This is a genomic window from Micromonospora sp. DT48 (assembly GCF_049844495.1).
Lineage (GTDB): Bacteria > Actinomycetota > Actinomycetes > Mycobacteriales > Micromonosporaceae > Micromonospora.
In genome coordinates this window covers 159,125-185,121 of the sequence record NZ_JBNCLE010000010.1, presented here as the reverse complement: position 1 = coordinate 185,121, position 25,997 = coordinate 159,125, and the positions used below count along the sequence as shown (strand labels likewise).

Genomic DNA, 25,997 nt, shown 5'->3' with positions numbered 1-25,997 from the left:
ACGAGCGCACCCGGACGCGCACCGACGGGCAAGCGGATGGTGTGTGGCGTGGCGTACGCGGTCAGACGGTAACGTCGGCGGGGTGCCTGACGCTCTGCCGCTTCGCCTCGTGCTCGCCTCGGCGAGCCCTGCCCGCCGCAAGTCTCTCCAGTCTGCCGGCATCGAGCCGGACGTGCTGGTCAGTGGGGTCGACGAATCGCTCGTGGTGACTGAGCGGGCGGAGGACCTCTGCCTGGAGTTGGCCCGGCTCAAGGCACAGGCGGTGCTCACCCGGCTGCGGCCGACCGACGACGAGCGCACCCTGGTGCTCGGCTGCGATTCGGTGCTCGCCTTCGAAGGACAGATTCTCGGTAAGCCCGACGACGAGGCGGATGCCAAGCAGCGGTGGGAGCGGATGCGCGGGCGGAGCGGCATCCTGCACAGCGGTCACTGTCTCGTGGACATTGTGGCCGGACGGCGGGCCGAGGCGGTGGCCTCCACGGTGGTGCATTTCGCCGACCTCAGCGACCACGAAATTGCCACCTACATCGCCACCGGTGAGCCGCTTGCGGTGGCTGGCGCGTTCACGATCGACGGGTTGGGCGGACCGTTCGTGGAACGGATCGAAGGTGACCCGGGAACCGTCATCGGGCTCTCCCTGCCGTTGCTGCGGAAGCTGCTCGCCGAGTTGGATCTGCGGATCACCGACCTGTGGACGAAGGTTGCGCCTGGTAACCAGGTTGTCGAACCACTCGGTTAGGTTCCGAGTATGACCTTGAAGTCGATTCCACTCACCGACGACCTGCACCGCTATCTCGTGGCGCACGGTTCACCACCGGACGAGATCGTCAGTGACCTGGCGCGGGAAACGCTGACGCTGCTCCCCGAGGAGGCGTCGATGCAGGTCGCGCCGGAGCAGGCCGCCTTCCTGACGTTCCTGACCCGGCTACTCGGTGCCCGGCAGGCCGTCGAGGTGGGTACCTTCACCGGCTTGTCGTCGCTGGCGATCGCTCGCGGGCTGGCCGACGGCGGGCGGTTGACCTGCTTCGACATCTCGACGGAGTACACCGCGATCGCCCGCCGCTACTGGGCGCGGGCCGGCATCGACGACCGCATCGACCTGCGTATCGGCCCGGCCGGCGAGACGCTGCGCGAGCTGTCGCACGACCGCTACCTGGACTTCGCCTTCATCGACGCCGACAAGACCGGCTACCCGATCTACTGGGCCGAGTTGGTGCCCAGGATGCGGCCCGGTGGCGTGATCGCCGTCGACAACGTGCTGCGCGACGGCCGGGTGTTGGCCCCGCAGAGCGAAGCCGACCGGGCGATCGCGGCGTTCAACGATGACGTGCTGGCCGACGTGCGGGTCGACGCGGTGATGCTGCCGATCGCCGACGGCCTGACCCTCGCCTACGTGCGCTGACACCGGCGCGGGTGTGACCCGCGCAGGGGTTGCGGCATGTCGGGGGTGTTCCGGGAACCTCGACATGCCGCAACCGGGACCGGCCGGCCGCGATCGGCGCAGGTCAGCGGACGCTGCGGGCGAACTGGCGGGCGGCCCAGTAGACACCGGCGGCGGCGAGCACCGTGATGATGCTCAACCCCTGCCAGACCCGGTCGTTGCCGATGTCGCCGTTGAACAGCGCCCGGGTGCCGTCGACCGCCCAGGAGAACGGGTTCCATTTGGCGACGCCCTGCAACCAGCCCGGCGCGAAGGCGAGCGGCAGCAGGATGCCGGAGAGCAGCAGCACCGGCTGCGCCACCGTGTTCATCAACGGTGCGAGGGCGTCCTCACTCTTCACCTTCAACGCGACGCCGTAGGAGACCGCCGAGGTCATCAGCGCGATCAGGGCGAGCATGAGGTACGCCAACAGCAGGTCACCGATGAACACCCGCAGGTCGAACAGGAGCGCCAGCAGGGTGATGATGACGGCCTGGACCATCAGCGACACCACGTCCCGCAGGGACCGGCCGAGCAACAGGGCGAACCGGCTGATCGGGGTGACCCGGGACCGTTCGATGACCCCGGCCCGAAGCTCGGCGATGAGGCCGAAGCCCTGGAACAGGCCACCGAAGATGGCCAGCAGGACCAGCAGGCCAGGCACGAAGATCTTGTACGCCTCGGCCTGGGTGGGCGCGTTCAGCGCGGGCTTGAGCAGCGGAGCGAAGAGCAGCAGGTACATCACCGGCTGGAAGACACCGACGAAGACCCACACAGGGTTGCGCAGCAGCAGTTTCAGTTGCCGCTGAAAGATCAGCCAAGTGTCACGGGCGAGCTTCATGAGTTCTCCGGGTCGGGTCAGGACTCGCGCAGCGAGCGGCCGGTCTTGGTGAGGAAGACGTCGTCGAGGCTCGGGCGGTGCAGCTCGATCGACTTGAGGTCGAGCCCTGCCGCGTCGACCCGGCGCAGGATCCTCGGGATGGCGGTGGCGCCCTCGTCGACGAAGAGGCGTAGCCCGCCCTCGTCGAGTAGTTCCAGCCGGTTGACGTACTCCTCGCCGTCGAGCAGCTTCTCGGCCTCGCCGGTGGCGCTGACGTCCAGCCCGACCTGCACCACGTCGCCGGAGATCTCCCGCTTGAGTTCGGTCGGCGTACCCTCGGCGACCACCTCGCCGTGATCCATGATCGCGATGCGGTCGCAGAGCGCGTCGGCTTCGTCGAGGTAGTGCGTGGTGATGAAGACGGTCATCCCGTCGGTGCGCAACCGGCGGATCTCGTCCCACATGTGTGCGCGACTCTGCGGGTCGAGCCCGGTGGTGGGCTCGTCCAGGAAGACGATCTTCGGCTCGTGGATGATGCCGAGCGCGATCTCGACGCGACGCCGCTGGCCACCGGAGTACGTCTTGCACTTGCGGTCGGCGAACTCGGTGAGCTGGAACGCCTCCAGTGCCCGGATGGCCCGCCGCTGCGCCTCGGCCTTGCCGATGCCGTACATCCGGGCCTGGAGCACCAGTTCCTCGCGGCCGGTGGATTCGTCCCAGGTGCTCCCGCCCTGGGCGACGTAGCCGATCCTGCGCCGCACCTCGCCCGGGTTCTTGAGCAGGTCGGCACCGGCGATGGTGGCCTGGCCGCCGTCCGGCTCGATCAACGTCGCGAGCATCCGCAGTGTGGTGGTCTTGCCGGCTCCGTTCGGGCCCAGAAATCCGAAGATCTCACCGGCCGGGACGTCGAGGTCGACGCCGCGTACCGCATCGACGGTCTTCACCTCACGACCGGCTCGACTGCGGAACGATTTCCGCAGTCCTCTGGTCTGGATCATGTCTAGCTCCCCGCTCGTGGCCTGTGTCGGCCATCATCGTCACTGGCACTCGACCACATCGGTACGACACCACGCCGCTCAATTACCTGGCCCTGACAGTGCGGCATCCCACACTTAGTCACCGTTAGGGCCGCCGGGGTGGCCGATAAACTCCCGGTCAGTAACCTGCCGGGAGGAGCTACCAGGTGCGCAAGGTACTCATCGCCAACCGGGGCGAGATCGCCGTCCGGGTCATCCGGGCGTGCCGGGACGCGGGCCTCGGCAGCGTCGCGGTGTACGCCGACTCCGACCGGGACGCCCTGCACGCCACGCTCGCCGACGAGGCGTACGCCCTGGGCGGTGACACCGCCTCCGAATCCTACCTGCGCATCGACAAGCTGATCGATATCGCGAACCGTTCCGGCGCGGATGCGGTGCATCCCGGGTACGGCTTCCTCTCCGAGAACGCCGACTTCGCCCAGGCGGTGATGGACGCCGGCCTGACCTGGATCGGTCCCACCCCGCAGGCGATCCGCGACCTGGGTGACAAGGTGACCGCCCGGCACATCGCCCAGCGGGCCGGGGCTCCGCTGGTCGCGGGCACCGCTGACCCGGTCGGCAGCCCCGACGAGGTGATGGCCTTCGCGGTCGACCACGGTCTGCCGGTGGCGATCAAGGCAGCCTTCGGCGGCGGCGGACGCGGACTGAAGGTGGCCCGCACCATGGAGGAGATCCCGCAGCTGTTCGAGTCGGCGACCCGGGAGGCGGTCGCCGCCTTCGGGCGGGGCGAGTGCTTCGTCGAGCGTTACCTCGACCGCCCCCGCCACGTGGAGGCGCAGGTCCTCGCCGACCAGCACGGCAACGTGATCGTGGTGGGCACCCGGGACTGCTCGTTGCAGCGCCGCCACCAGAAGCTGGTCGAGGAGGCACCGGCCCCGTTCCTCACCGCCGCGCAGCGGGCCCAGATCCACGACAGCGCGAAGGCGATCTGCCGGGAGGCCGGCTACCACGGTGCGGGCACCGTCGAGTACCTGGTCGGCAACGACGGCACCATCTCCTTCCTGGAGGTCAACACCCGGCTCCAGGTGGAGCACCCGGTCACCGAGGAGACCGCCGGCATCGACCTGGTACGCGAGCAGTTCCGCATCGCCGACGGTGAGAAGCTGCGGTTCACCGAGGACCCGACCCCGCGCGGGCACTCCATCGAGTTCCGGATCAACGGCGAGGACCCGGGCCGTAACTTCCTGCCCGCCCCCGGCACGGTCACCGCGTTGCGGCTGCCCACCGGCCCCGGGGTGCGGGTGGACACCGGCATCTCGGCGGGCGACGTGATCGGCGGCAACTTCGACTCCCTCCTGGCCAAGGTCATCATCACCGGTGAGACCCGGACCGAGGCGCTGGAGCGGGCCCGCCGCGCGCTGGACGAGATGGTGGTCGACGGGATGGCCACCGCGCTGCCGTTCCACCGTCTGGTGGTTCGTGATCCGGCGTTCACCGCCGAGCCGTTCAGCGTGCACACCCGCTGGATCGAGACGGAGTTCGACAACACCGTGCCGCCGTTCGCCGCCGCTGCCGGGCCGCTTGCCAGCCCGGCCGAGCGCGAGACCGTCGTGGTCGAGGTGGGCGGCAAGCGGTTGGAGGTCAGCCTCCCCGCCGGTCTCGGCGCCGGTACGGCCGGTTCCGCGCCAGCCGCCCGCAAGCCCACCCGCCGGGGTGGCGGGACCACGGTGGGCGCGGCGGCCAGCGGTGACTCGCTCACCTCGCCCATGCAGGGCACGATCGTGAAGATCGCGGTCGCCGACGGCGACACCGTCGCCGAGGGCGATCTGGTCGTGGTGCTGGAGGCGATGAAGATGGAGCAGCCTCTGCACGCGCACAAGGCCGGCACGGTCAGCGGCCTGTCGGCCGAGGTCGGCGCGGTGATCACCGCCGGTGCGCCGATCTGCACCATCGCCTGAGCGTCCGGCGCGGACCGCGGTGGTCGGCGTAGCGGCGCGCTTCTAAGGTCGGGCGCATGCTCACCTCGGCCGTCGCCGGCTTCTCCCTGTCCATCGCCCTCATCGTCGCCATCGGCGCGCAGAACGCCTTCGTGCTGCGCCAGGGGCTGCGCCGGGAACACGTGGTGCCGGTGGTCCTGACCTGTGCCCTCTCCGACGCGCTGCTGATCGGGGTGGGCATCGCCGGGTTGGGTTCGGTGGTGGCCGGACGTCCGGTCCTGCTCACCGCGATCCGCTGGGGTGGGGCGGCCTTCCTGCTCGGGTACGCGGCACTCGCCGCCCGCCGCGCGTTGCGTCCCAGCGCGCTCACACCGGCCGACCGGCCGCCGGCCCGGCTCGGTCCGACGCTGCTGACCTGCCTCGCCTTCACCTACCTCAACCCGCACGTCTACCTCGACACGGTGCTGCTGCTCGGCGGCATCGCTCAGCAGCATCCGCACCGGTGGCTGTTCGGTGTCGGGGCGATGGCGGCCAGCGTGTGCTGGTTCACCGCGCTCGGTGCCGGGGCGTACCGGCTCGCTCCGCTGCTCGCGCGTGGACGGGTCTGGCAGGTGCTCGACGGCGTGATCGCGGTGGTGATGGTGGCCGTGGCCGTGGCACTGCTGTTGGGCTGAGTCATGATTGCCGGGTGCGGTTCCTCAATGACGTGACGCCCGGATACGACCTGACCTACAACGACGTCTTCATGGCGCCGGTGCGCTCGGAGGTGGGTTCACGGCTCGACGTGGATCTGGCCACCGGTGACGGCACCGGCACCACCATCCCCCTGGTGGTGGCGAACATGACCGCGGTCGCCGGGCGACGGATGGCTGAGACGGTGGCCCGACGCGGCGGCATCGTGGTGATCCCGCAGGACATCCCGATCGACGTGGTGGCCGAGGTGATCGCCTGGGTCAAGCAGCGGCACCTGGTGCACGACACGGCGATCGCGTTGGGCCCCAACGACACCGTCGGTGACGCCATCCACCTGTTGCCCAAGCGGGCGTACGGTGCGGTGATCGTGGTCGACGACGACGGCCGGCCGATGGGAGTGGTCACCGAGGCGGACACCGTCGGCGTGGACCGTTTCACCCAGTTGCGGCACGTGATGTCGACCGAGTTGCACACCGTGCCGGTCGACGCGGATCCGCGTACCGGCTTCGACCGGCTGTCGGCGGGGCGGCGGCGACTCGCGCCGGTGGTCGACGACGCGGGTCGGCTGGTCGGCGTCCTCACCCGGGCCGGGGCGCTGCGGGCGACGCTCTACAAGCCGGCGGTGGACGCCCAGGGTCGCCTGCGGGTCGCGGCGGCGGTGGGCATCAACGGCGATGTGGCGGGCAAGGCGAAGGCACTGTTGGAGGCCGGGGTGGACACCCTGGTCGTGGACACGGCGCACGGCCACCAGGAGCGGATGCTCTCCGCGCTGCGGACGGTACGCGGCCTCGACCCGGCGGTCCCGGTGGCCGCCGGCAACGTGGTCACCGCCGACGGGGTACGCGATCTGGTCGAGGCGGGTGCCGACATCGTCAAGGTCGGGGTCGGTCCGGGCGCGATGTGCACCACCCGGATGATGACCGGCGTCGGCCGACCGCAGTTCTCGGCGGTACTGGACTGCGCGACGGCCGCCCGGAAGCTGGGCCGTCACGTCTGGGCGGACGGTGGGGTGCGGCATCCACGGGATGTGGCCCTGGCGCTGGCCGCCGGGGCGTCCAACGTGATGATCGGCTCCTGGTTCGCCGGGACCTACGAGTCCCCCGGTGACCTCTACACCGACGAGGACGGCCGGCGCTACAAGGAGAGCTTCGGCATGGCCTCGGCGCGGGCGGTCAGTGCGCGTACCGGTGACGACAGCCCTTACGACCGTGCCCGCAAGGCCATCTTCGAGGAGGGCATCTCCACGGCCCGGATGTATCTGGACCCGGCCCGACCCGGCGTGGAGGACCTGATCGACGAGATCATCTCGGGGGTGCGCAGCGCCTTCACCTACGCTGGCGCACGCACCCTCGCCGAGTTCCACGAGCGGGCACTGGTCGGCGTGCAGAGCACCGCCGGATACACCGAGGGGATGCCCCTGCCGACCAGTTGGTGAGGCCGACTCGCCGCGCCCCGGGCCGGTCGGCGTGACCGGGGCCGGACGGCGTGACCGGGGCCGGACGGCGTGACCGGGGCCGGTCGGCGTGACCGGGGCCGGTCGGCGTGACCGGGGCCGGTCGGCGTGACCGGGGCCGGTCGGCGTGTCCCAAGACCGGCCGGGCCGCTCAGCCGGTCTCCCCGGTCGGGGTGAAGAGGTGCCGGATCACCGACCGGGCAGCCACGTCGCCGCCGTCGCGGTCGGGCCATGACCGATCCCGGATCGTGGCCCGACCGCACCTCGGCACCGGCTCAGCCGGTGGGCAGCAGATCCGCCGAGCGGGCGGCCACCGCCGCGCTCACCAGCCCGATCGCCTCGGCGACCGGCTGCGGCTCCAGCGATCTCCCGTCCCGCAACCGCAACGCCACCCGACCGTCGGCCACCTCCCGGGCACCCAGCACGGCGACGTACGGGATCCGGCGGCGTGCCGCGTCGCGGACCCGGGCACCGAGCGAACCGCCGTGGTCGACCTCGGCCCGCAGGCCCGCCTCGGTGGCCCGTCGGGCCAGGTCGAGCGCGGCCTCGGCCTGGTCCTCGCCGACCGGCAGGACGACCAACTGCACGGGGGCGTACCAGGGCGGGAAAGCGCCCCCGTGCACCTCGATCAGGTACGCGAAGAGCCGTTCCATGCTGCCGGCGAGGCTGCGGTGCACCATCACCGGGCGGCGTCGCCCGCCGTCGGCATCGGTGTACGACAGGTCGAACCGCTCGGGCTTGTCGAAGTCGATCTGGACGGTGGAGAGGGTGTACTCGCGTTCGGCCGCGTCCCGCACCTGAACATCGATCTTCGGACCGTAGAAGGCGGCCTCACCCGGTGCCTCGGTGTACGGCACCCCGTCGAGGGCGGCGCGGAGCAGGTCCTCGGCCCGCGCCCACTGCGCGTCGTCGCCGACGTACTTCTCCCCCGGCCCACGCAGCGACAGCCGTACGCCCGCCGGCCGCACGCCCAGCGCCGCGTGCGCGGCCCGGATCAGCCGCAGGATCTCCGCCACCTCCTCGCCGACCTGCTCCAGGGTGCAGAAGTTGTGCGCGTCGTTGAGGGTGATGGCGCGTACCCGGGACAGGCCACCGACCACCCCGGACCGTTCCGCCCGGTACATGCCCCCGATCTCCGAGATCCGCAGCGGCAGCTCCCGGTAGGAGCGCCCCCGTGACCGGTAGACCAGGGCGTGGTGCGGGCAGAGCGCCGGACGGAGCATCAGCTCGTCGTCGCCGTCTGCCAGCCGCATCGGAGGGAACATCTCGGCCGCGAAGTAGCCGAGGTGCCCGGAGACCTCGAACAGCTCACGTCGCCCCATCGGCGGGGTGTACACCTGCTGGTATCCGGCCCGGCGTTCCAGGTCACGCAGGTACTCCTCGACCGCGTGTCGGGCGGCGGCGCCGGCCGGCAGCCAGAGCGGCAGACCGGCCCCGGAGAGCGGATCGGTGGCGAACAGGTCCAGGTCCCGGCCCAGCCGGCGGTGGTCGATCATGTCTGGCTCCTTGGCGGTACGCCCCGACGACCGAACCCACGACGCACGAGTGCCCCGGGCGGATCGCCCGGGGCACTCGACAGTCGAATACGTCAGTGCGGCGCGCCAGGCTTCCCCGGCGTCGTCGTCAGCACCGCACTGCACATGCGCCGAGCGTACGCCCGCCGCGCAGATTGCGACACAGGATTGGGACCGGGCCGCTGGCACGGGACCTGCCAGCGGCCCGGAGGCGGCCCGGGCATCAGGAACGGGGGACCCGACGCTCGCCGGACCGCGTGTCAACGGTACGCCGCCGAACGAGTTTTCGGCGACCGTGCCCTACCGTCAATCTCCATCGATATTATGCGGTGAACGGCGCTCGGGGGGCCCAGCTGGGGCGCAGCGAGGCGTGGGTGTCACTGGTCACGCCAGGCCAGGGCCGTCGCGGGTGATGTCGCACACCACGTCAGGCTCGGTAGGTTCCGTCGGACAGCACGCGAGGTGGCCCGGTGCCTGAACTACTCATCCAGGTGGCATCCCCCGATGTGGCGTACCTCGCGTTGTTCATCCTGCTGGCCGTGGACGCCTTCGTGCCGGTGGTGCCCACCCAACTGCTGATGCTCACCGGCGGGGCACTCACCGTGTACGGCGGGCTGAGTTTGCCGAAGACCGTCGCCGTCGGCGCGCTCGGCGTCCTCGCCGGTGATCTGGCCTGTTACCTGCTCGGCCGTTACACGCTGGGACGTCGGCCACCGCAGCCGCCGGGTACGGGTCGCGCCCGACGGATAGCCGGCCGCCTCACCCGGGGCCTGCGTCGCCCTGGGCCGATGATGATCCTGCTGTGCCGTTTCGTGCCCGGCGGACGGATGGCCGCCTGCTTCGCCGCCGGCCGCAGCCGGTACCCGGTCCGGCTGTTCCTGCCGTGTGCCGGCATCGCGGCTGCGGGCTGGGCGGCGTACGGCGGGCTGGTGGGGCATCTGGGCGGCGCCGCGCTGACCGGGTCCGCCTGGCGGATGGTGGTCGTCGCGGCGGCGGCTGCCGCTGGCTTCGCGCTGACCGGTTGGGCGCTGGCCTCCGTCACCGCACGGCTTTACCCGGCCCCGGCCGAGGTCCCCGCCGACTGATCGCTCTGGTCGTTCACCCGGGGGAAATGCCGGAGTGCCTGTCGGGGTGGTCCCCGGGTCAGATTTCGGTGCTCGTCCCGGATCCGTCTGAGGTGCCCGCGACGACAGGCTGAAGGCATGCCTGGAATCCGGAACAACGGTGCACTGGCCCTCGGTGGGATCGTCCTCGCGGCGCTGCTCACCGTCATCGGTCACGCCGGTGTCAGCGACCTCGACCCGGTAAGCCTGACCGTCAGCGACTACGCGGTCTCCGACTCCGGCGAGGTCATCCACGTGGCGATGTTGCTGCTCGCCGCCGCCTCCGCCGTGCTCGTCCCGACCCTGGGTCGGCTGGACCGTCTCCGGTCGGATCGGCCCGCAGGTGCGCCCGCCCCGCTCGGGCGCGGTGGCCGGGCAGCCCAGTGGCTGTTGGGGGTCTGGGCGGGCGGACTACTGGTGTCGGGCCTGGTGCCGACGAACCCACCCGGCACCGACATGGGCACCGCCGCCTACGTGCACCGGTACGCCTCGGTGATCGCCTTCGTGGCGTTGCCGATCGCCGGCTGGTTGGTCGCCGCCCGGCTTCCCGCCGGGGACCGGGCCGGGCGCTGGCTGCGCGCCCTGACCGTGACCAGCCTGCTGCTGGCCGTCGCCATGGCCTGGTCCGCCTACCCCGGCGACCGCGCCTACTACGGCCTGATCGAACGAGCCCTCATCCTCGCCGAGGTGGGCCTGCTCACCGTCGTTGCCGCCTACTCCAGCTCGTGGAGCATCAGCTGGCGGGCCGCCTCGGTGACCGAGCCGGAGAGGCTGGGGTAGATGGTGATGGTCTGGGCCAGTTCGTTGACGGTGAGGTTGTTCTCCACCGCCATCGTGATCGGCAGGATCAGTTCGCTGGCCTTCGGCGCCACCACCACGCCACCGATCACCTGGCCGCTGGCCGGTCGGCAGAACAGTTTGACGAAACCGTCCGCGATCTCGCCCATCTTCGCCCGGGCGTTGCCGTCCAGCGGCAGCATCACCTGACGCGCCGGCACCTTGCCGGAGTCCACCTCGTCCTGCGACACCCCGACCGTGGCCAGCTCCGGGTCGGTGAAGACGTTCGCGGAGACGGTACGCAGCCGCAGCGGCCGAACCGCCTCGCCGAGCGCGTGCCACATGGCGATCCGCCCCTGCATCGCGGCGACGCTGGCCAGCGGCAGCACTCCGGTGCAGTCACCGGCCGCGTAGATGCCCGGCACGTTGGTCCGGGAGACCCGGTCCACCGTCACGTAGCCGCCCCGGGCCAACTCGACGCCGTACTCGGCCAGGCCCAGCTCGGCGGTGTTGGGGATCGAGCCGACGGCGATCAACGCGTGGGAGCCGGTCACCGTACGCCCGTCGGAGAGCTCGACCTCGACGCCGTCACCGACGCGGCGGACGCTCTCGGCGCGGGAGTTGTTCAGGATGCTCATGCCCCGGGCCCGGAAGACCTGCTCGATCGCCTGTGCGGCGTCGGCGTCCTCGTGCGGCATCACCCGGTCCCGGCTGGAGACCAGGGTCACCTCGACGCCCATCGCGAGGTACGCGCTGGCGAACTCGGCACCGGTCACCCCGGAGCCGACCACGATCAGGTGCTCCGGCAGCTCGGGCAGGTCGTAGACCTGTCGCCAGGTCAGGATGCGTTCGCCGTCGGGCAGTGCGGTGGGCAACTGGCGCGGCGTGGCACCGGTGGCGATCAGCACCGTCGAGGCGTCGATCGCGTACGCGGCCTCCTCGCCGTGCGGCGTGACGATCACCCGGTGGGTGTGGCCGAGCGTGTCCTCGCCGAGTCGGGCGCGCCCGGAGACGAAGGTGACCCCGGCCTTGACCAGCTTCGAGTGGATGTCGCCGGACTGCGCCAGGGCGAGCCGCTTGACCCGCTCGTTGACCGCCTGCGCGTCGACGGTGACCGCCTCCAGCCCGTCGGAGTGCACCCCGAACACCTCGGTGTCCCGGTAGCCGGTCACCACCTCGGAGCTGGCGATGAACGTCTTCGACGGCACGCAGTCGGACAGCACGCAGGCGCCGCCCGCGCCCTCCGCCTCCACGACGGTGACGTCGGCGTCCAGTTGCGCCGCTACCAGGGCCGCCTCGTAGCCCGCCGGACCCCCGCCGATGATCACGATCCGGCTCACCACGACCGCCCCTTCTCCGTACTCACAGTGACTTTCTTCTCCCCGACGCGTCCGACACGCACCGTCGTATTCTCCCCCACGCGCCAGCCGGGCTATCGTCATCGCCGTGCGTCATTACGCCGCCTACGGCTCGAACCTGGACCCTGCTCGGATGCGCGCCTACTGCCCGCATTCGCCGATGGTGGGCATCGGCTGGCTGGAGGGATGGCGCCTGACCTTCGCCGGTGAGGACGTCATCGGCTGGGAGGGCGCGGTCAGCACCGTGGTCGAGTCGCCCGGCGACCGGGTCTTCGTGGCGCTCTACGACATCCACCCCTACGACGCGGCCCAGCTGGACGAGATCGAGGGCGTCACCTCCGGCACGTACCGGAAGCTGACCGTGCGCGTCTCGACGCTGGACGGCGACGTGACGGCCTGGGTCTACGTCTTCGACGGCTACGAGGGCGGGCTGCCCACCTCGTGGTACCTCTCGGAGATCGCGAACGCCGCCGAGAAGGCCGGCGCGCCGGACGACTACGTCATCGAGCTGCGGTCCCGGCCCACCGGCACCGCGTCGGCGTAGCGCGTCTTCCACCTCTCCAGTCTGCTACCGGGCGTCATGGCACCGGGCGTCGACCCCGGTGCTCCGGGTGGATCATCCCAGAATGGGCGGATTCTCAGCCCTCCGCGTGGCTACGTGCCGTGGTCAGCAACTCGACCAGCTCCGCGCCCTCGGCGGGGCCCAGCGCGGTGAAGGCGGGCGCGACGAGCCGGTCGGTCATCGCCTCGGCCCACAGCCGCCGTCGCACCAACGGCCCGACCGGCGGGTAGGGCGGCGGCCACCCACAGGCCAACGCGCCGCTGGCTCCCTCGGGGCCCGCCAGCACCGCCTCCAGCGGCGTCATCCCGCTGGCGCGTACGGCCACCAGGTGCGCGCCGGTGAAGTGCTCCCGCAGCAGGCGTAGGCCGGCGGCGACCCGGGCGCCGGGGGTCGGCACGTCCAACGGCATCGCCCGCCACGCCGCGAACAGCGGCATCCCACTGGCGTCGGCCGCCGCCACGGCCCGCTCCACCAGCACGGTGAGTCGGTCGAGGCGGGGCAGATCACCGAGCACCTCCTCACCCCACCGACAACACTCGGCGAGGCTGACAGCGGCCACCTCGGACGGCCGGACCACGCGAACGGCGGCGTCCCAGCCGTCGGCCACGGCGTCGGGGGCGATGAAGCCGAGCGCCGCGGCCACGGTCTCGGCCCGTACGTCACCGAGCGCGCCGGCTCGACCGGCGACGTAGAAGGCCCACCCGGAGATGCCGAGCAGCCGCGCCCGGCGCAACGTGGTGGGGCATCGGGTGTACGCCTCGCCGAGGGCGAGCACCGCCGGCTTGCTCGCCGTCGCGACCTGCTCCGGCGTCATCCCGCCCCGCCCACACCCGCGCACATGAAGGATCCGCCCGAAGGTCCGTCCATGAGGGACAAGTCTGCCGGTCAACCGTCGGGGTCGGCATCCCCCTCCTCGGCGGCCAACGCCTCCATTGCGGCCTCAACTTCGCCGGTACGTCGCCGCGCGCTGGTCAGCGCCCGTTCGGCAGCCCGGCGGGCCAGCCGGGACCGGCTGAGTTCCTGCTCGGCGACGGCCCGGCGGCGTTCCAGCTCGGCCAGCTCCGCCTCGACGGCATCCAGCGCGGCGGCGCCGTCGCGTTCGGCCGCCGCCGCGCCGGCCAGGTCCGCCTCGGCCCGTTCCTGGTCGGTACGCGCCCGGTCCAGTTCCTTCTCCAGCGCCTGGCGGCGCCGGGCCCGTTCGGCGCGTGCGGCTCGCTGCGCCTGTTCGGTACGCAGCGCACCACGGTCCGCTGGGCGCTGCCGGACCGGCGCGGCGGGCGGCGGTTCCTCGCCGCCGGTCACCAGACGCAACTGCGGCCGGGGCACCTCGCCGAACCCCGCGTAGTGCGCCGACCGCAGCAGCCGTCCGGAACGCACCTGCTCGGCCACCTCGACGTCGGAGAGCGCGGCGTTGAGCGTCGCCTCGACCTCGGCCAGCGGCAACTTCCCGCCCGACGGGGCACCCTCGACGTCGGCGGCGAGCCGACGGACCTCGGCGACCAGGGCACCGACCACCGCCCGCCGCTGTGCGGACAGTTCCCGCAGTCGCGGGCCGCGCAGCTCGCGCTGGGCCTCCCGGAGCGCCTCGGCCAGTTGCACCAGCTCGGACACCAGCTCGGGCCGCTCCAGCGCGAGCAGGTTGACCAGCCAGGCGGCCACGGTGGGCCGACGCAGCCGGGCGATCTCCCGGGCGGTACGCGGATCACCGGCACGACGCGCCTGCGCGACGGCGGCGTCGCGGGCGGCGACGAACCGGTCGGGCGGCGTGCGGTACAGCTGCTCGACGAGGTCCGGTGGGGGGTCGGGCATCGGCTCAGCCGTCGATCCGGGTGCCCGGCTCCAACCGCTGGTACTCGCTGCCGGACAGCGCCGTGTACTGCCGGTCGAGCACCATGTAGCCGTTGTCGTTGAGCAGGGCGTCGTGCAGCGCGAAGACCCGACGTGGTGCCACCGCCCGGATGAAGTCGACCACCTCGGAGAACTTCGACCACGGCGCGTGGATCGGCGCGAAGAGGGTGTCGACCTCGACGTCCTCCGGGACGAACAGGGCGTCGCCGGGGTGGTAGACGACCTCGTTGACCAGGTAGCCAAGGTTGTCGATCACCGGGATGTCGGGGTGGATGACCGCGTGCCGGCCACCGTGGGCGCGTACCGGGATCCCGGCGGCGGTGAACGACTCCCCGGGGGCCACCGGGCGCAGCACGTCAGCCGCGTCACCGAGGGCACCGGCCAGCGACGCCGGGCCGTGGATGGCGAACGGGCGTCGCGCCAGCTGCTGGTTCACCGCGGCCAGGTCGAGGTGATCCGGATGTTCGTGGGTGATCAGCACGGCGTCGACCCCGTCCAGCGCCTCCGCCGGATCACTGAACACCCCCGGGTCGATGACCAGCACTCCCCCGTCGTGCTCGATCCGCAGGCACGAGTGGGCGTACTTGGTGAGCCGCATCGTGATGCCTCCCATATCGATTCGTGACGTCCTGAGCGCAGTCTGCCGGAACCCGGGCGGTGGTGTGCGACGTCCGAGCCATTGCCCACTCGGGCAGTCGAAAGGGGAACGGGGATGAGAATGGGCAGAACCCACCGCCGTGGGACCACGGCGGTGGCGATACTTGCCGCGCTGCTGATGCTCGCCGGTTGCGGCAGCGGCGGCGGCAGCGACTCCGGGTCCGACCACGCGGCGGCCGAGGCGCCCGCGGTGGCGCGGGAGGGTGCCGCCGCGCAGGAGGGCGGCGGCGCCCGGGCCGACGCGCAAGGCGGTGCCGGTGCGGCGACGGACACCCGGGTCGACCAGCGGGCCATCATCTACACCGGATCCATCCGGGTGCAGGTGGACGATGTGGATGCCGCCGCACGGGATGCCGCCGCCGCGGCCACCCGGGCCGGCGGTTTCGTCGGCGGGGACCAACGCCGCAGCTCCGACGACGACGCGGTCGCCGATCTCGAACTGCGGGTACCGGCGCCGCGGTTCCACGCGGTGGTGGAGGAGCTGGCCGGTCTCGGCCGTCAGGAACGCCGGGAGATCAGCACGCAGGACGTCACCGAGGAGACCGTCGACCTCGACGCCCGGATCACCACCCAGCGGGCCCGGGTGGAGAGCGCGCGACGGCTGCTCGCCCAGGCCGACTCGATCAGTGACCTGGTCGCCATCGAGAACGAACTGGGCCGGCGGGAGGCCGACCTCGCCTCGCTGGAGGCGAAGAAGCGGCGGCTCGCCGACCTGACCGCGTTGTCCACCATCACCGTGACCCTGGTGGGTCCGGGTGTCACCATCAGCGACGAGGAGGACAACCAGACCGGTTTCCTGGTCGGGCTCAAGGGCGGCTGGAAGGTCTTCCTGGCCTCGATGAACGTCCTGCTCACCGTGCTCGGGGCGATCCTGCCGTGGCTGCTGGTCCTCGGCGTGCCGGTGGCTGCGCTGTGGTGGCTGGTCCGTCGCCGCCGCCGGAACCGACCGACGGCACCGGTCGGCGCGCCACCACCGCCGAGTGTCAGCGTGCCGCCGTCAGTGCCTGGAGCGCGGTCTGCACCATGACTCGTACGCCCACCGGGATGGCTCGTTCGTCCACATCGAACGACGCCCGGTGCAGGTCGACGTTCGGCCCGGAGCGGCCGACCCCGAGTCGGGCGAGAGCGCCGGGGACGTACTCCAGGTACCAGGAGAAGTCCTCACCGCCCATGCTCTGCGGGGTCTCCGCGACGCCCTCCGGGCCGAGCGCGGCGGCGGTGGCCGCGTTCAGTACCCCGATCGCCCGCGCGTCGTTGCAGACCGGCGGACGACCACGCAGGTACTCCAGGTCGACGGTGGCACCGGTCGGTGCGATCACGTCCCGGACCACCTGCGACACGATCTTGGGAGCCTGTTCCCAGGCGTCGCGGTCCATCACCCGCAGCGTGCCGGAGGCGGACGCCTCGGACGGGATGACGTTGTACCGGGTGCCGGCTGAGGCGTGACCGAAGACCAGCAACAGACCGCTATTCGCCGGCACCCGACGGCTGACCAGGGCCGGAACCTCGGTGATCAGCCGGCCGAGCGCGTCGACCAGGTCCACCGTCAGGTGCGGGCGGGCGGTGTGGCCGCCCGGCCCGGTGAGCCGCACGGTGACGTTGTCGGCGGCGGCGGTGATCGGGCCGACCCGCAGGCCCACCCGACCGACCGGCAGGTTCGGGTCGCAGTGCAGCGCGAAGATCTGCACCACGTCGTCGAGGCCGCCGGCCTCGATCACCTCCAGCGAGCCGCAGGGCAGGATCTCCTCGGCGGGCTGGAAGATCAGCCGGACCCGGCCGGGCAGCTCGCCCAGGTCGGCCAGCTGCGCGAGCAACATGCCGACGCCCAACATGATCGTGGTGTGCACGTCGTGCCCGCAGGCGTGGCAGACCCCGTCGACGGTGGAGCGGTACGGCACGTCCTTGACGTCGGTCAGCGGCAGCGCGTCGATGTCGGCGCGCAGCGCGATCACGGGACCGTCCGGTCGGCCGTCGATGTCGCAGATCACCCCGTTGCCCTTGGGCAGCAGTCGCGGCTGCAACCCGGCCAGGGAGAGTTCCCGCGCGATCAGGGCGGCGGTCTCGAACTCCGTGCCGGACAGCTCCGGGTGCGAGTGAATGTGACGGCGTGTGGCGATCAGTCCCGGTACCCGGAGGGCGAGCAGGTGATCCAACTCGAAGGGCAGGGGCTGGGTACCGGTCGGCGCATCCGGCCAGGACGGCGCCAGATGGTGACCGGACGGCATCGTCAACGCACTCGTCACGTCGAATTCTCTTCGATCACTAGAAATGGATGGATCATCGGGAACAGCAGACAGCGTAGACCCCCGACGGTGACTCTGCGCAACCTCGTTCCGGTGATGATCAGACCGCGCAGCGTCACGTATGCCCTGCTGAGAGCGTCCGCAGGTGAGCGGTACAGCAGGTAGATCGCGGTCGAACGCCGTCATCCACCCCTCACCTCCTACAACGCGTAATCGCGCCTACGGTGCCGAGAATCTCTTCGGAACTATCGTCCTCGTTCCGAATTGTCGCATTAGTCGCGCCAGTGAACTGACGTTACGACAATTACCCGACCACTCCCGGCAACGGGCACCCGCGAACGTTCACATGCGCACAGGCCCTTCGACCGCACACCATGTGCGTCCGTCTGATCATCGGAGGAGGAGTACCCGGGACCGGGCCATCCGACACGCTGAGCGACGAACCACCCAACCACCGACGCTTCGCGGGGGCGAAACGATCGGTGGTCGAGGTCAGAATCGGTCGGTGGGCTGGTAGCGGCCCCACACCTCGCGCAACGCCCCACACACCTCGCCGACGGTGGCCCGCTCGCGCAGTGCCGTCTTCATCGGGTGCAGCACGTTCCCGGTGCCCGAGGCGGTCTCCCGCAGCTCGGCCAGGGCCCGTTCCACCGCCGCCGAGTCACGCTCGGCCCGCAGCTTCGCCAGCCGCTCCGCCTGCGCCGCCTCGATCGCCGGGTCGACCCGCAGCGGCTCGTACGGCTCCTCGGCGTCGATGGTGAACCGGTTGAGCCCGACCACCACCCGCTCACCCGAGTCGATCTCCTGTGCGATCCGGTACGCGGACTGCTCGATCTCGCGCTTCTGGAAGCCCGCCTCGATCGCGTCCACCGCCGACCCGTGCTCGAAGACCCGAGCCATCAGCGCGTCGGCTGCCGCCTCGATCTCGGCGGTCATCGCCTCCACCACGTACGAGCCGGCGAACGGGTCGACCGTGGCGGTGAGATCCGTCTCGTACGCCAGCACCTGCTGGGTACGCAGCGCCAGCCGGGCCGCCTTCTCGGTGGGCAGCGCGATCGCCTCGTCGAAGCTGTTGGTGTGCAGCGACTGGGTGCCGCCGAGCACCGCGCCGAGCCCCTGCACGGCGACCCGGACCAGGTTCACCTCGGGCTGCTGGGCGGTCAACTGCACACCCGCGGTCTGGGTGTGGAAGCGCAACATCATCGACTTCGGGTTCTTCGCCCCGAACTCGTCGCGCATGAGGCGGGCCCAGATCCGCCGGGCCGCCCGGAACTTCGCCACCTCTTCGAGCAGGGTGGTGCGGGCGACGAAGAAGAACGACAGGCGGGGGGCGAAGTCGTCCACGGCCAGCCCGGCGTCGATCGCCGCCCGGACGTACTCCACGCCGTTGGCCAGCGTGAACGCGATCTCCTGCACGGGCGAGGCACCGGCCTCGGCCATGTGGTAGCCGGAGATGGAGATGGTGTTCCACTTCGGCACCTCGGTACGGCAGTAGCCGAAGGTGTCGGCGACCAGCCGCAGCGAGGGCTTCGGCGGGAAGATGTACGTCCCCCGGGCGATGTACTCCTTGAGGATGTCGTTCTGGATGGTGCCGTTGAGCGCCGAACCCGGCACCCCGTTCTCCTCGGCGACGAGTTGGTAGAGCAGCAGCAGCACCGAGCCGGGCGCGTTGATCGTCATCGAGGTGGAGACCTTGTCCAGCGGGATGCCGTCGAACAGCAGCCGCATGTCCTCGATGGAGTCGATGGCCACCCCGACCTTGCCCACCTCGCCGTGCGCGATCGGGTCGTCGGAGTCGTACCCCATCTGGGTGGGCAGGTCGAAGGCGACCGACAGGCCCATCGTGCCGGCCCGCAACAACTGGTGGTAGCGCGCGTTGGACTCGGTGGCGGTACCGAAGCCCGCGTACTGGCGCATGGTCCACGGACGGGAGGTGTACATGGTGGGGTAGACCCCACGGGTGTACGGGAACTCGCCCGGCGCGCCGAGCCGGGAGTCCAGGTCGTCAGGTAGATCGGCGGGCGTGTAGACGCCCTTGATCGGGAAACCGGACTCGCTTGACCGCCGTTCGCTCATCACCGGATGGTAGGACGCGCGGGCCGGGCGTCGGGTGAGGGATAGCGCACACCATCTCACCTGCCGCGACAACAGGTGAGTGTCTGCTCACGTACCGTCGAGTAACTGAAACGTCCGCCGCGCCGGCTTTCGCATCGGGCGTCTGAACCAGCAAGATAGGGGGGTTGTGTCCCAGCCCTCTCGACTTCCCCCGGTGGCTTTTCTGTGACTCAGATCCCGACGTGGAGCGGCGGACCAGTCAGCACTCCCACCAACGGACGCGCGACACCCGGCACCGTCATCGGTGAGCGGTACTCGCTGCGCTCCGCGGTGGGCAACGGCGGCATGGGTACGGTCTGGCGGGCCACAGACACACTTCTGCGCCGCGACGTCGCGGTCAAGGAGGTCGTCCTTCCTCCCGGCCTGGCACCGAGCGACCGCGACGCGATGTACGAACGCACCCTGCGGGAGGCCCGGGCCGCCGCCGCCATCGCCCACCCTGCGGTGGTCCAGGTGTACGACGTGGTCACCGAGGCCGGTCGGCCGTGGATCGTGATGGAGCTGCTGGACGCTCGCAGCCTCGCCGACATGGTCATCGAGGACGGGCCGATCGCCCAGCGCGTGGTTGCCAAGATCGGCATTGCGCTGCTCGGCGCGCTTGAGGTGGCGCACGCGATCGGGGTGCTGCACCGCGACGTCAAGCCGGCCAACGTGCTGATCTGCTCGGACGGTCGCTGCGTGCTGACCGACTTCGGGGTCGCCCGGATGCCCACCGACGTGCAGCTCACCACCCCCGGGATGGTGCTGGGCTCACCGCACTTCATCTCGCCCGAGCGGGCCATGGGGCAGGAGTTCGGCCCGCCCAGTGACCTGTTCTCCCTCGGCGTGACGCTGTACACCGCCGTGGAGGGCCGGCCGCCGTTCGACCGGGGCGACCCGATCGAGACCATGCACGCCGTGGTCGAGGATCCGCCCGCCCCACCACAGCGCAGCGGCCCGCTCACCCGCGTGCTGATGGGTCTGCTGGAGAAGGACCCGGCCCGTCGACTCGACGTGCACACCGCCCGCGCCATGCTGCGCGAGCTGCTGGCCGGCCCGCTGAGCAGCAGCTCTGCCGGGGTCAACTCGATGACCGACCAGTACTCCGTGATGCCGGTGCCACAGCCCACACCGATCAGCGCGCCGGCTGCCCCGGCGGCGCCGACCCCGTCCGGCCAGATCGGCGGCCGGGCCATGCTCGGCCCCGGCGAGTCGCTGACCGACCGGCTGGCCGCGCTACGCCGAGGCGAGCGCCCCAGCCAGACCGCTGTCGCCGGTGCCACCGCGATGGAGGACACCAGCGCCGACGCCCTGGCCCGACCGGCACAGCGTGGCGCTGCGGCGTCCCCGCCCGCAGGGCGCACCTACGGCGGCTCCGAGGCGACGCAGCGCATCGACGCGGACAGCACCCAACGGGTCGGACCGGAGGTGTTCGGCTACGGCTCCCAGCCCGACGCCACCCAGCGGGTCGGCGGCTACGGTGCCAGCCCTGACGCCACTCAGCAGCTCGGTGGCTACGGCTCCCAGCCCGAGGCGACGCAGCGGATCGGCGGCGGTTACGGCGGAGCCCAGTGGCCGGCCGCACCCCACCAGCCGTACGGCACCCCGACCCCCGCCGCCAACGGCGGCAGCCCGGTCGACCGGGCGAAGGCCGCCGGGGTCCGGGCGATCGACACCGTGAAGGGCTGGCCGCGCAAGGCCCAGCTCGCGGCGGCCGGTGGCCTCGCGGTGCTCCTGCTGCTCGGCATCGTGGCCTTCGCCAGCGGTGGCGACGAGACACCCACCCCACCGATCGCCGAGCCGTCCAACTCGGCCGAGGAGGGGCCGAGCCTTGAGATGCAGGAGCACTCGGCGCGCGGGGTGCGGATGATGGTGCCCAAGGGCTGGAAGCGGGCCGCGCCCGCCGGTGCCGTCTACATCGACTACACCGACCCGGAGGACAGCGGCCGTCGGGTGCGGATCCTCAACGAGCCGTTCAGCGGCACGTCGAGCCGCTGGGCGGAGATCGCGGAGAACGGGCTCAGGACCAAGTCGAAGTCGTGCGCCAAGCCGTACACCCAACTCGCCATGGCCGAGAAGGAGCTGGTCGGCAAGCCGTCGGCCGAGTTCGAGTACACCTGTGGCGAGGGTGACACCATGCGGCACGGCATCTGGCACGGCGTAGCCCACGACGGCCGGATCTACTCGTTCTACCTGACCTCGACCGACGCCCGCTTCGAGGAGAGCAAGCCGATCTACGCGGAGATGCTCAAGTCGTTCCAGCTCACGGCGGCCGGCTGAGTCGGGGCGCACGCCCGTGGTGATCCGCCGCCGTGCTATCAAGAGGCATGGCGGCGGAGCACACTGACCTTGACACCATCCGCGAGCGGGCCGAACGCTGGCTCGCCGACGACCCTGACCCGGCCAGCCGGGCGGAGCTGCGGGCGGTGCTCGACCGGCTGCCGGAGAGCGCGGCGGAGCTGGCGGACCGGTTCGCCGGGCCGCTGACCTTCGGCACCGCCGGGCTGCGCGGGCCGCTGCGTGCCGGCCCCAACGGCATGAACCTCGCGGTGGTCACCCAGGCCGCCGCCGGGCTGATCGCGTGGCTCGCCGCCCAGGGTGGCACCGGCCCGCTGGTGATCGGGTACGACGCCCGGCGCGGCTCCCGCGAGTTCGCCGAACGCACCGCCCAGGTGGCCACCGGGGCGGGACGCCCTGCCCTGCTGCTGCCCCGCCCGCTGCCCACCCCGGTGTTGGCCTACGCGGTGCGACACCTGTCGGCCGTGGCCGGGGTGATGGTGACCGCCAGTCACAACCCGCCGCAGGACAACGGCTACAAGGTCTACCTCGGTGCCGAGCTGGGCGGAGAGCTGGGCGCCGGGGCGCAGATCGTGCCGCCGGCCGACGCCGGTATCGAGGCCGCCATCCGCGCGGTCGGCCCGCTGGCGCAGGTCCCGCTCGGCCCCGCCGGCCAGGTGCTCGGTGACGATCTGGTCGCCGCGTACGTGACCCGGGCGAAGGAAGTGGTGGCACCGGGTGGCCCCCGGGACCTGACCGTGGCGTACACCCCGCTGCACGGCGTCGGGGCGACGGTGCTGACCGCCGCCTTCGCCGCCGCCGGTTTTCCGGTGCCCGGCGTGGTACCCGACCAGGCCGAACCGGATCCGGACTTCCCGACGGTCAGCTTCCCCAACCCGGAGGAGCCGGGCGCGGTGGACCGGCTGGTCGCGCTCGCCGAACGCACCGGAGCGGGCCTGGCCATCGCCAACGACCCCGACGCCGACCGCTGTGCCGTCGCGGTGCAGGACGGTCCGGGTTGGCGGATGCTGCGCGGGGACGAGGTGGGTGTGCTGCTCGCCGACCACCTGATGCGGCGCGGCGTGCGTGGCCTCTACGCCACCACCATCGTCTCCTCGTCACTGCTGCGGGCGATGTGCGCCGCGCGTGGCCTGCCGTACGGGGAGACGCTCACCGGGTTCAAGTGGATCGTGCGGGCCGGGGACGGATCCACGCCGCTGGTGTTCGGCTACGAGGAGGCGCTCGGCTACTGCGTCGCCCCGGACCACGTACGCGACAAGGACGGCATCACCGCCGCGCTGACCGTGGCCGAGCTGGCCGCCGGCCTCAGGGCAGCGGGCCGCACGCTCACCGACCGGCTGGACGAGCTGGCCGCCGAGTTCGGCGTGCACCACACCGACCAGCTCTCGGTACGCGTCGACGACCTGCGCCTGATCGCCGACGCGATGGCCCGGATCCGCGCGGCCACCCCGGGCAGCCTGCTCGGTCAGCCGGTCACCGAGGCACAGGACCTGCTGCCCGAGGCGGACGTGGTGATCCTGCGTACCGAGACGGCACGGGTGGTGATCCGGCCGTCCGGCACTGAACCGAAGCTCAAGGCGTACCTCGAAGTGGTGGAGCCGGTCGCCGACGGTGACATCGTCGCGGCCCGCACCCGCGCGGCGGCGGCGGTTTCGGCGCTCCGCACCGAAACCGCCGCCGCCCTCGGCATGTAAGGAAGGGCACCTTGTTAACGCCTGCGGTATAGGAAGGGCCCCCTACTAACACCGCCCAGCCGATCAACGGGGCGGGAGCAGAGGTGCGGGTGGATCAGGGGCGGGGGCCCAGGGCGTGTTCGACGGCGCGGCCCAGCGCGGCCACCACCAGGGCGACCGAGGGACGGACCACCGAGTCGTCCAGGCTGACCTGGCCGGAGAAGCCGGCCCCGCTGGCGATCTCCTCCAGCCGGTCGCGGGCGGCGTCGGCGTCCTCGCCGGTGACGCCGAGCGCCGACTCCATCCGGAGCACGGCGACCAGGGTCGCGAGAGCGGCGGTGCGCTCGTCCGGAGGGGCACCGGTGAGCGCCACGGCGAGCCGCTGCCGGGTCTCCTCCTCCACCGACGGGTCCACCACCGGGTACCGGTGCACGTGGATGAAGCCCAACTCCGTCTCGTCGACGTCACGGACGACACCCTGCTCGCAGAGGTCGCCGAGGATCCTGTCGCGGAGGCCGTGGCGTAGTCGCTGCACCCAGGACGAGGGGCTGTGTGGCGGGTCCGCCGCGATCTTCGCCAGCACCGCGTCGACGACCGGCTCCCCGGTCGGCGTCGGATCCACCGCCCGCAGGGCCCCGTCGACGTACGCGATCCGACCCGCCAGGGCCAACTCGATCAGGACGGCGGCGGCCATCCCCAGGTCGAGACTGATCCGCGGCAGGGTCGCCTTACCGGTCTCGTCGTCGTACGCGAGCAGGAGTAGTTCCTCGGCGAGCGGAACACCAGTCATGGCCCGAGACGCTAGCCGCTGGACACCACCACCCGCAGCACAAACCGCGCTCAGAAGCGGGGCATGCCGCCGAACTGCCGGTCACCGGCGTCACCGAGGCCCGGCACGATGAACATGCTGTCGTTGAGGCCGTCGTCGATGGCGGCGGTGACCAGGCGCAGCGGCAGCCCGGAACGCTCCAGCCGCTCGATGCCGGCCGGTGCGGCGAGCACGCAGAGCACGGTGATGTCGGTGCAGCCGCGCTCGGCGAGCAGCCGACAGCAGTGCTCCAGCGAGCCACCGGTAGCCAGCATCGGGTCGAGGACCAGCACCGGCAGGCCGGAGAGGTCCCGGGGCAGCGACTCCATGTAGGCGCGCGGCTCGAATGTCTCCTCGTCGCGGGCGAGCCCGACGAAGCCCATCGAGGACTCGGGCAGCAGCCCCAGCGCGGCGTCGGCCATGCCGAGGCCCGCCCGCAGCACCGGCACCAGCAGCGGCGGGTTGGCCAGCCGGGTGCCGTCGGTGGCGGTCACCGGCGTCTGCACCGGGTACGTCTCCACTGGGAAGGAGCGCGCCGCCTCGTACACCAGCATGGTGGTGAGTTCGTGCAGCGCGGCCCGGAACGAGGAGGAATCGGTGCGTTCGTCCCGCATGGCGGTCAGCCTGGACTGGGCGAGCGGGTGGTCAATGACGAGTACGTCCACGATCGGTCAACCTACCTGCCTCCGGGTGGCAGCTTGCCGACCCCGGCGCGACCAGCGATGTCGTTCACCCCTGAGCACCCGAGCCTGCGGTGACCAAGATCACGCGGCGTGAACCTGCGTAGACTTCCAGGCATGACGGCGACAGCGACGTCGGCCCGCTCGGACCTCTCCGAGCTGGGACGATCCGAAACCGCTCTGCGGACCTTCCTGCACGGCCTACCGGGCGTGGACCAGGTCGGCGCGGAGCAGCGGGCAGCCCAACTCGGCACCCGATCCATCAAGACCACCGCCAAGGCCCAGGCGATCGACCTCGCCATCAGCATGGTCGACCTGACGACGTTGGAAGGCGCGGACACGCCGGGCAAGGTGCGGGCGCTCGCCGCCAAGGCACTGCGGCCCGACCCGGCCGACCCGTCCTGCCCGCACGTCGGCGCGGTCTGCGTCTACCCCTCGATGGTCCCCCACGTGGCCGACGTGTTGCGTGGCAGCGCCGTGCACCTGGCCAGCGTGGCCACGTCGTTCCCGTCGGGCCAGGCGCCGCTGGAGATCAAACTCGCCGACACCCGCGCCGCCGTCGAGGCGGGAGCCGACGAGATCGACATGGTCATCAACCGGGGCGCCTTCCTGGCCGGCCGCTACTCGGAGGTGTACGACGAGATCGTCGCCACCAAGCAGGCCTGCGGGGACGCGCACCTCAAGGTGATCCTGGAGACCGGCGAGCTGGCCACCTACGACAACGTCCGCCGTGCCTCCTGGTTGGCGATGCTCGCGGGCGGCGACTTCATCAAGACCTCCACCGGCAAGGTCCCGGTCGCCGCCACGTTGCCGGTGACCCTGGTGATGTTGGAGGCGGTACGCGACTTCCGGGCCGCCACCGGGCGGCAGGTCGGCGTGAAGCCGGCCGGCGGCATCCGAACCACCAAGGACGCGATCAAGTACCTGGTCATGGTCAACGAGGTCGTCGGCCCGGACTGGCTGCACCCGGACTGGTTCCGCTTCGGCGCGTCCAGCCTGCTGAACGACCTGCTCATGCAGCGCACCAAGCTGACGACCGGCGTGTACGCCGGCCCCGACTACTTCACCCTGGACTGACCGCG

At 71.4% G+C, this 25,997-nt stretch carries 23 protein-coding genes; 12 read left to right on the top strand and 11 right to left on the bottom strand.

What is annotated here, in order from left to right; all coding sequences use genetic code 11:
* Positions 1-82: 82 nt before the first annotated feature.
* Entirely contained in the window at positions 83-739 is a 657-nt protein-coding gene (locus ACLQ2S_RS14225) for a Maf family protein (RefSeq protein WP_309222696.1), read from the top strand.
* 9 nt (positions 740-748) lie between these two features.
* Positions 749-1,402 (top strand): O-methyltransferase, encoded by a 654-nt coding sequence (locus ACLQ2S_RS14220; RefSeq protein WP_155215147.1) that lies wholly within the window; start codon positions 749-751, stop codon positions 1,400-1,402.
* A gap of 103 nt (positions 1,403-1,505) precedes the next feature.
* Here ACLQ2S_RS14220 and ACLQ2S_RS14215 read toward each other — a convergent pair whose 3' ends face one another.
* The gene (locus ACLQ2S_RS14215; RefSeq protein WP_155215148.1) at positions 1,506-2,261 is read right to left on the bottom strand and encodes an ABC transporter permease; all 756 of its coding nucleotides are present in this window, start codon (positions 2,259-2,261) and stop codon (positions 1,506-1,508) included.
* 17 nt (positions 2,262-2,278) lie between these two features.
* A complete protein-coding gene (locus tag ACLQ2S_RS14210) occupies positions 2,279-3,238 on the bottom strand; it encodes an ATP-binding cassette domain-containing protein (RefSeq protein WP_155215149.1) in 960 nt (319 codons plus the stop codon).
* A gap of 185 nt (positions 3,239-3,423) precedes the next feature.
* Here ACLQ2S_RS14210 and ACLQ2S_RS14205 point away from each other — a divergent pair, with 185 nt between their 5' ends.
* Genes ACLQ2S_RS14205 through ACLQ2S_RS14195 form a run of 3 tightly spaced genes read left to right on the top strand, consistent with a single transcriptional unit; the run spans position 3,424 to position 7,282 of the window.
* Positions 3,424-5,175 (top strand): acetyl/propionyl/methylcrotonyl-CoA carboxylase subunit alpha, encoded by a 1,752-nt coding sequence (locus ACLQ2S_RS14205; RefSeq protein WP_309222697.1) that lies wholly within the window; start codon positions 3,424-3,426, stop codon positions 5,173-5,175.
* A gap of 56 nt (positions 5,176-5,231) precedes the next feature.
* Entirely contained in the window at positions 5,232-5,828 is a 597-nt protein-coding gene (locus ACLQ2S_RS14200) for a LysE/ArgO family amino acid transporter (protein ID WP_155215150.1), read from the top strand.
* Between the two features lie 14 nt (positions 5,829-5,842).
* A complete protein-coding gene (locus ACLQ2S_RS14195; RefSeq protein ID WP_309222698.1) occupies positions 5,843-7,282 on the top strand; it encodes a GuaB1 family IMP dehydrogenase-related protein in 1,440 nt (479 codons plus the stop codon).
* 293 nt (positions 7,283-7,575) lie between these two features.
* Here ACLQ2S_RS14195 and thrS read toward each other — a convergent pair whose 3' ends face one another.
* Positions 7,576-8,796, bottom strand: coding sequence for a threonine--tRNA ligase (gene thrS, locus ACLQ2S_RS14190; RefSeq protein WP_155215151.1), 1,221 nt, complete (start codon positions 8,794-8,796; stop codon positions 7,576-7,578).
* Positions 8,797-9,284: 488 nt separating this feature from the next.
* Here thrS and ACLQ2S_RS14185 point away from each other — a divergent pair, with 488 nt between their 5' ends.
* Together ACLQ2S_RS14185 and ACLQ2S_RS14180 are read left to right on the top strand one after the other, a co-directional pair.
* Positions 9,285-9,899, top strand: a complete 615-nt coding sequence (locus ACLQ2S_RS14185) for a DedA family protein (protein WP_309222699.1) — start codon at positions 9,285-9,287, stop codon at positions 9,897-9,899.
* Between the two features lie 117 nt (positions 9,900-10,016).
* Positions 10,017-10,697 carry a DUF998 domain-containing protein gene (locus ACLQ2S_RS14180; protein ID WP_425701830.1) on the top strand — a complete coding sequence of 227 codons (681 nt, stop codon included), beginning with the start codon at positions 10,017-10,019 and terminating at the stop codon, positions 10,695-10,697.
* Here ACLQ2S_RS14180 and ACLQ2S_RS14175 read toward each other — a convergent pair.
* Positions 10,631-12,034, bottom strand: a complete 1,404-nt coding sequence (locus ACLQ2S_RS14175; protein ID WP_309222770.1) for an NAD(P)H-quinone dehydrogenase — start codon at positions 12,032-12,034, stop codon at positions 10,631-10,633. The two genes, ACLQ2S_RS14180 and ACLQ2S_RS14175, sit on opposite strands and share 67 nt — an antisense overlap.
* Before the next feature lie 106 nt (positions 12,035-12,140).
* Between ACLQ2S_RS14175 and ACLQ2S_RS14170 the strand changes: the two genes are divergently transcribed.
* Entirely contained in the window at positions 12,141-12,596 is a 456-nt protein-coding gene (locus tag ACLQ2S_RS14170; RefSeq protein WP_093406228.1) for a gamma-glutamylcyclotransferase, read from the top strand.
* 94 nt (positions 12,597-12,690) lie between these two features.
* Here ACLQ2S_RS14170 and ACLQ2S_RS14165 read toward each other — a convergent pair whose 3' ends face one another.
* From ACLQ2S_RS14165 to ACLQ2S_RS14155, 3 genes are all read right to left on the bottom strand, one after another.
* Positions 12,691-13,428 (bottom strand): SCO6745 family protein, encoded by a 738-nt coding sequence (locus tag ACLQ2S_RS14165; protein ID WP_155215153.1) that lies wholly within the window; start codon positions 13,426-13,428, stop codon positions 12,691-12,693.
* Positions 13,429-13,499: 71 nt separating this feature from the next.
* On the bottom strand, positions 13,500-14,423 hold the full coding sequence (locus tag ACLQ2S_RS14160) for a hypothetical protein (protein WP_155215154.1): 924 nt from the start codon (positions 14,421-14,423) through the stop codon (positions 13,500-13,502).
* 4 nt (positions 14,424-14,427) lie between these two features.
* Complete coding sequence (locus ACLQ2S_RS14155) at positions 14,428-15,060, bottom strand: MBL fold metallo-hydrolase (RefSeq protein ID WP_155215155.1); 633 nt, start codon at positions 15,058-15,060, stop codon at positions 14,428-14,430.
* 114 nt (positions 15,061-15,174) lie between these two features.
* On the opposite strand from ACLQ2S_RS14155, the gene ACLQ2S_RS14150 reads away from it, so the two are divergent.
* Positions 15,175-16,146 carry a DUF4349 domain-containing protein gene (locus ACLQ2S_RS14150; protein ID WP_425701829.1) on the top strand — a complete coding sequence of 324 codons (972 nt, stop codon included), beginning with the start codon at positions 15,175-15,177 and terminating at the stop codon, positions 16,144-16,146.
* On the opposite strand, the gene ACLQ2S_RS14145 is transcribed toward ACLQ2S_RS14150, so the two are convergent.
* Positions 16,103-17,362: an amidohydrolase gene (locus tag ACLQ2S_RS14145; RefSeq protein ID WP_309222700.1), complete on the bottom strand. Its 1,260-nt coding sequence runs from the start codon at positions 17,360-17,362 to the stop codon at positions 16,103-16,105. The two genes, ACLQ2S_RS14150 and ACLQ2S_RS14145, sit on opposite strands and share 44 nt — an antisense overlap.
* A gap of 492 nt (positions 17,363-17,854) precedes the next feature.
* On the bottom strand, positions 17,855-19,438 hold the full coding sequence (locus ACLQ2S_RS14140) for an acyl-CoA mutase large subunit family protein (protein ID WP_155215157.1): 1,584 nt from the start codon (positions 19,436-19,438) through the stop codon (positions 17,855-17,857).
* Between the two features lie 204 nt (positions 19,439-19,642).
* On the opposite strand from ACLQ2S_RS14140, the gene ACLQ2S_RS14135 reads away from it, so the two are divergent.
* Positions 19,643-21,736 (top strand): serine/threonine-protein kinase, encoded by a 2,094-nt coding sequence (locus ACLQ2S_RS14135; RefSeq protein ID WP_425701828.1) that lies wholly within the window; start codon positions 19,643-19,645, stop codon positions 21,734-21,736.
* Between the two features lie 47 nt (positions 21,737-21,783).
* On the top strand, positions 21,784-23,448 hold the full coding sequence (locus ACLQ2S_RS14130; protein ID WP_155215158.1) for a phospho-sugar mutase: 1,665 nt from the start codon (positions 21,784-21,786) through the stop codon (positions 23,446-23,448).
* 94 nt (positions 23,449-23,542) lie between these two features.
* Here the strand turns inward: ACLQ2S_RS14130 and ACLQ2S_RS14125 are convergent, their stop codons facing one another.
* Together ACLQ2S_RS14125 and upp are read right to left on the bottom strand one after the other, a co-directional pair.
* Positions 23,543-24,217 carry a GOLPH3/VPS74 family protein gene (locus tag ACLQ2S_RS14125; protein WP_155215159.1) on the bottom strand — a complete coding sequence of 225 codons (675 nt, stop codon included), beginning with the start codon at positions 24,215-24,217 and terminating at the stop codon, positions 23,543-23,545.
* 50 nt (positions 24,218-24,267) lie between these two features.
* A complete protein-coding gene (upp, locus tag ACLQ2S_RS14120; RefSeq protein ID WP_309222702.1) occupies positions 24,268-24,900 on the bottom strand; it encodes a uracil phosphoribosyltransferase in 633 nt (210 codons plus the stop codon).
* A gap of 132 nt (positions 24,901-25,032) precedes the next feature.
* Between upp and deoC the strand changes: the two genes are divergently transcribed.
* Positions 25,033-25,992: a deoxyribose-phosphate aldolase gene (gene deoC / locus ACLQ2S_RS14115; protein WP_155215160.1), complete on the top strand. Its 960-nt coding sequence runs from the start codon at positions 25,033-25,035 to the stop codon at positions 25,990-25,992.
* Positions 25,993-25,997 lie beyond the last annotated feature (5 nt).

Excerpts from the sequence above, each read along its gene's own strand:
- deoC (WP_155215160.1), top strand. The coding sequence starts at position 25,033 with ATGACGGCGACAGCGACGTCGGCCCGCTCGGACCTCTCCGAGCTGGGA.
- thrS (WP_155215151.1), bottom strand. The coding sequence starts at position 8,796 with ATGATCGACCACCGCCGGCTGGGCCGGGACCTGGACCTGTTCGCCACC.
- ACLQ2S_RS14215 (WP_155215148.1), bottom strand. The coding sequence starts at position 2,261 with ATGAAGCTCGCCCGTGACACTTGGCTGATCTTTCAGCGGCAACTGAAA.
- ACLQ2S_RS14210 (WP_155215149.1), bottom strand. The coding sequence starts at position 3,238 with ATGATCCAGACCAGAGGACTGCGGAAATCGTTCCGCAGTCGAGCCGGT.
- ACLQ2S_RS14140 (WP_155215157.1), bottom strand. The coding sequence starts at position 19,438 with ATGAGCGAACGGCGGTCAAGCGAGTCCGGTTTCCCGATCAAGGGCGTC.
- ACLQ2S_RS14150 (WP_425701829.1), top strand. The coding sequence starts at position 15,175 with ATGAGAATGGGCAGAACCCACCGCCGTGGGACCACGGCGGTGGCGATA.
- ACLQ2S_RS14125 (WP_155215159.1), bottom strand. The coding sequence starts at position 24,217 with ATGACTGGTGTTCCGCTCGCCGAGGAACTACTCCTGCTCGCGTACGAC.
- ACLQ2S_RS14130 (WP_155215158.1), top strand. The coding sequence starts at position 21,784 with ATGGCGGCGGAGCACACTGACCTTGACACCATCCGCGAGCGGGCCGAA.
- ACLQ2S_RS14165 (WP_155215153.1), bottom strand. The coding sequence starts at position 13,428 with ATGACGCCGGAGCAGGTCGCGACGGCGAGCAAGCCGGCGGTGCTCGCC.
- ACLQ2S_RS14180 (WP_425701830.1), top strand. The coding sequence starts at position 10,017 with ATGCCTGGAATCCGGAACAACGGTGCACTGGCCCTCGGTGGGATCGTC.
- ACLQ2S_RS14200 (WP_155215150.1), top strand. The coding sequence starts at position 5,232 with ATGCTCACCTCGGCCGTCGCCGGCTTCTCCCTGTCCATCGCCCTCATC.
- ACLQ2S_RS14160 (WP_155215154.1), bottom strand. The coding sequence starts at position 14,423 with ATGCCCGACCCCCCACCGGACCTCGTCGAGCAGCTGTACCGCACGCCG.
- ACLQ2S_RS14155 (WP_155215155.1), bottom strand. The coding sequence starts at position 15,060 with ATGCGGCTCACCAAGTACGCCCACTCGTGCCTGCGGATCGAGCACGAC.
- ACLQ2S_RS14220 (WP_155215147.1), top strand. The coding sequence starts at position 749 with ATGACCTTGAAGTCGATTCCACTCACCGACGACCTGCACCGCTATCTC.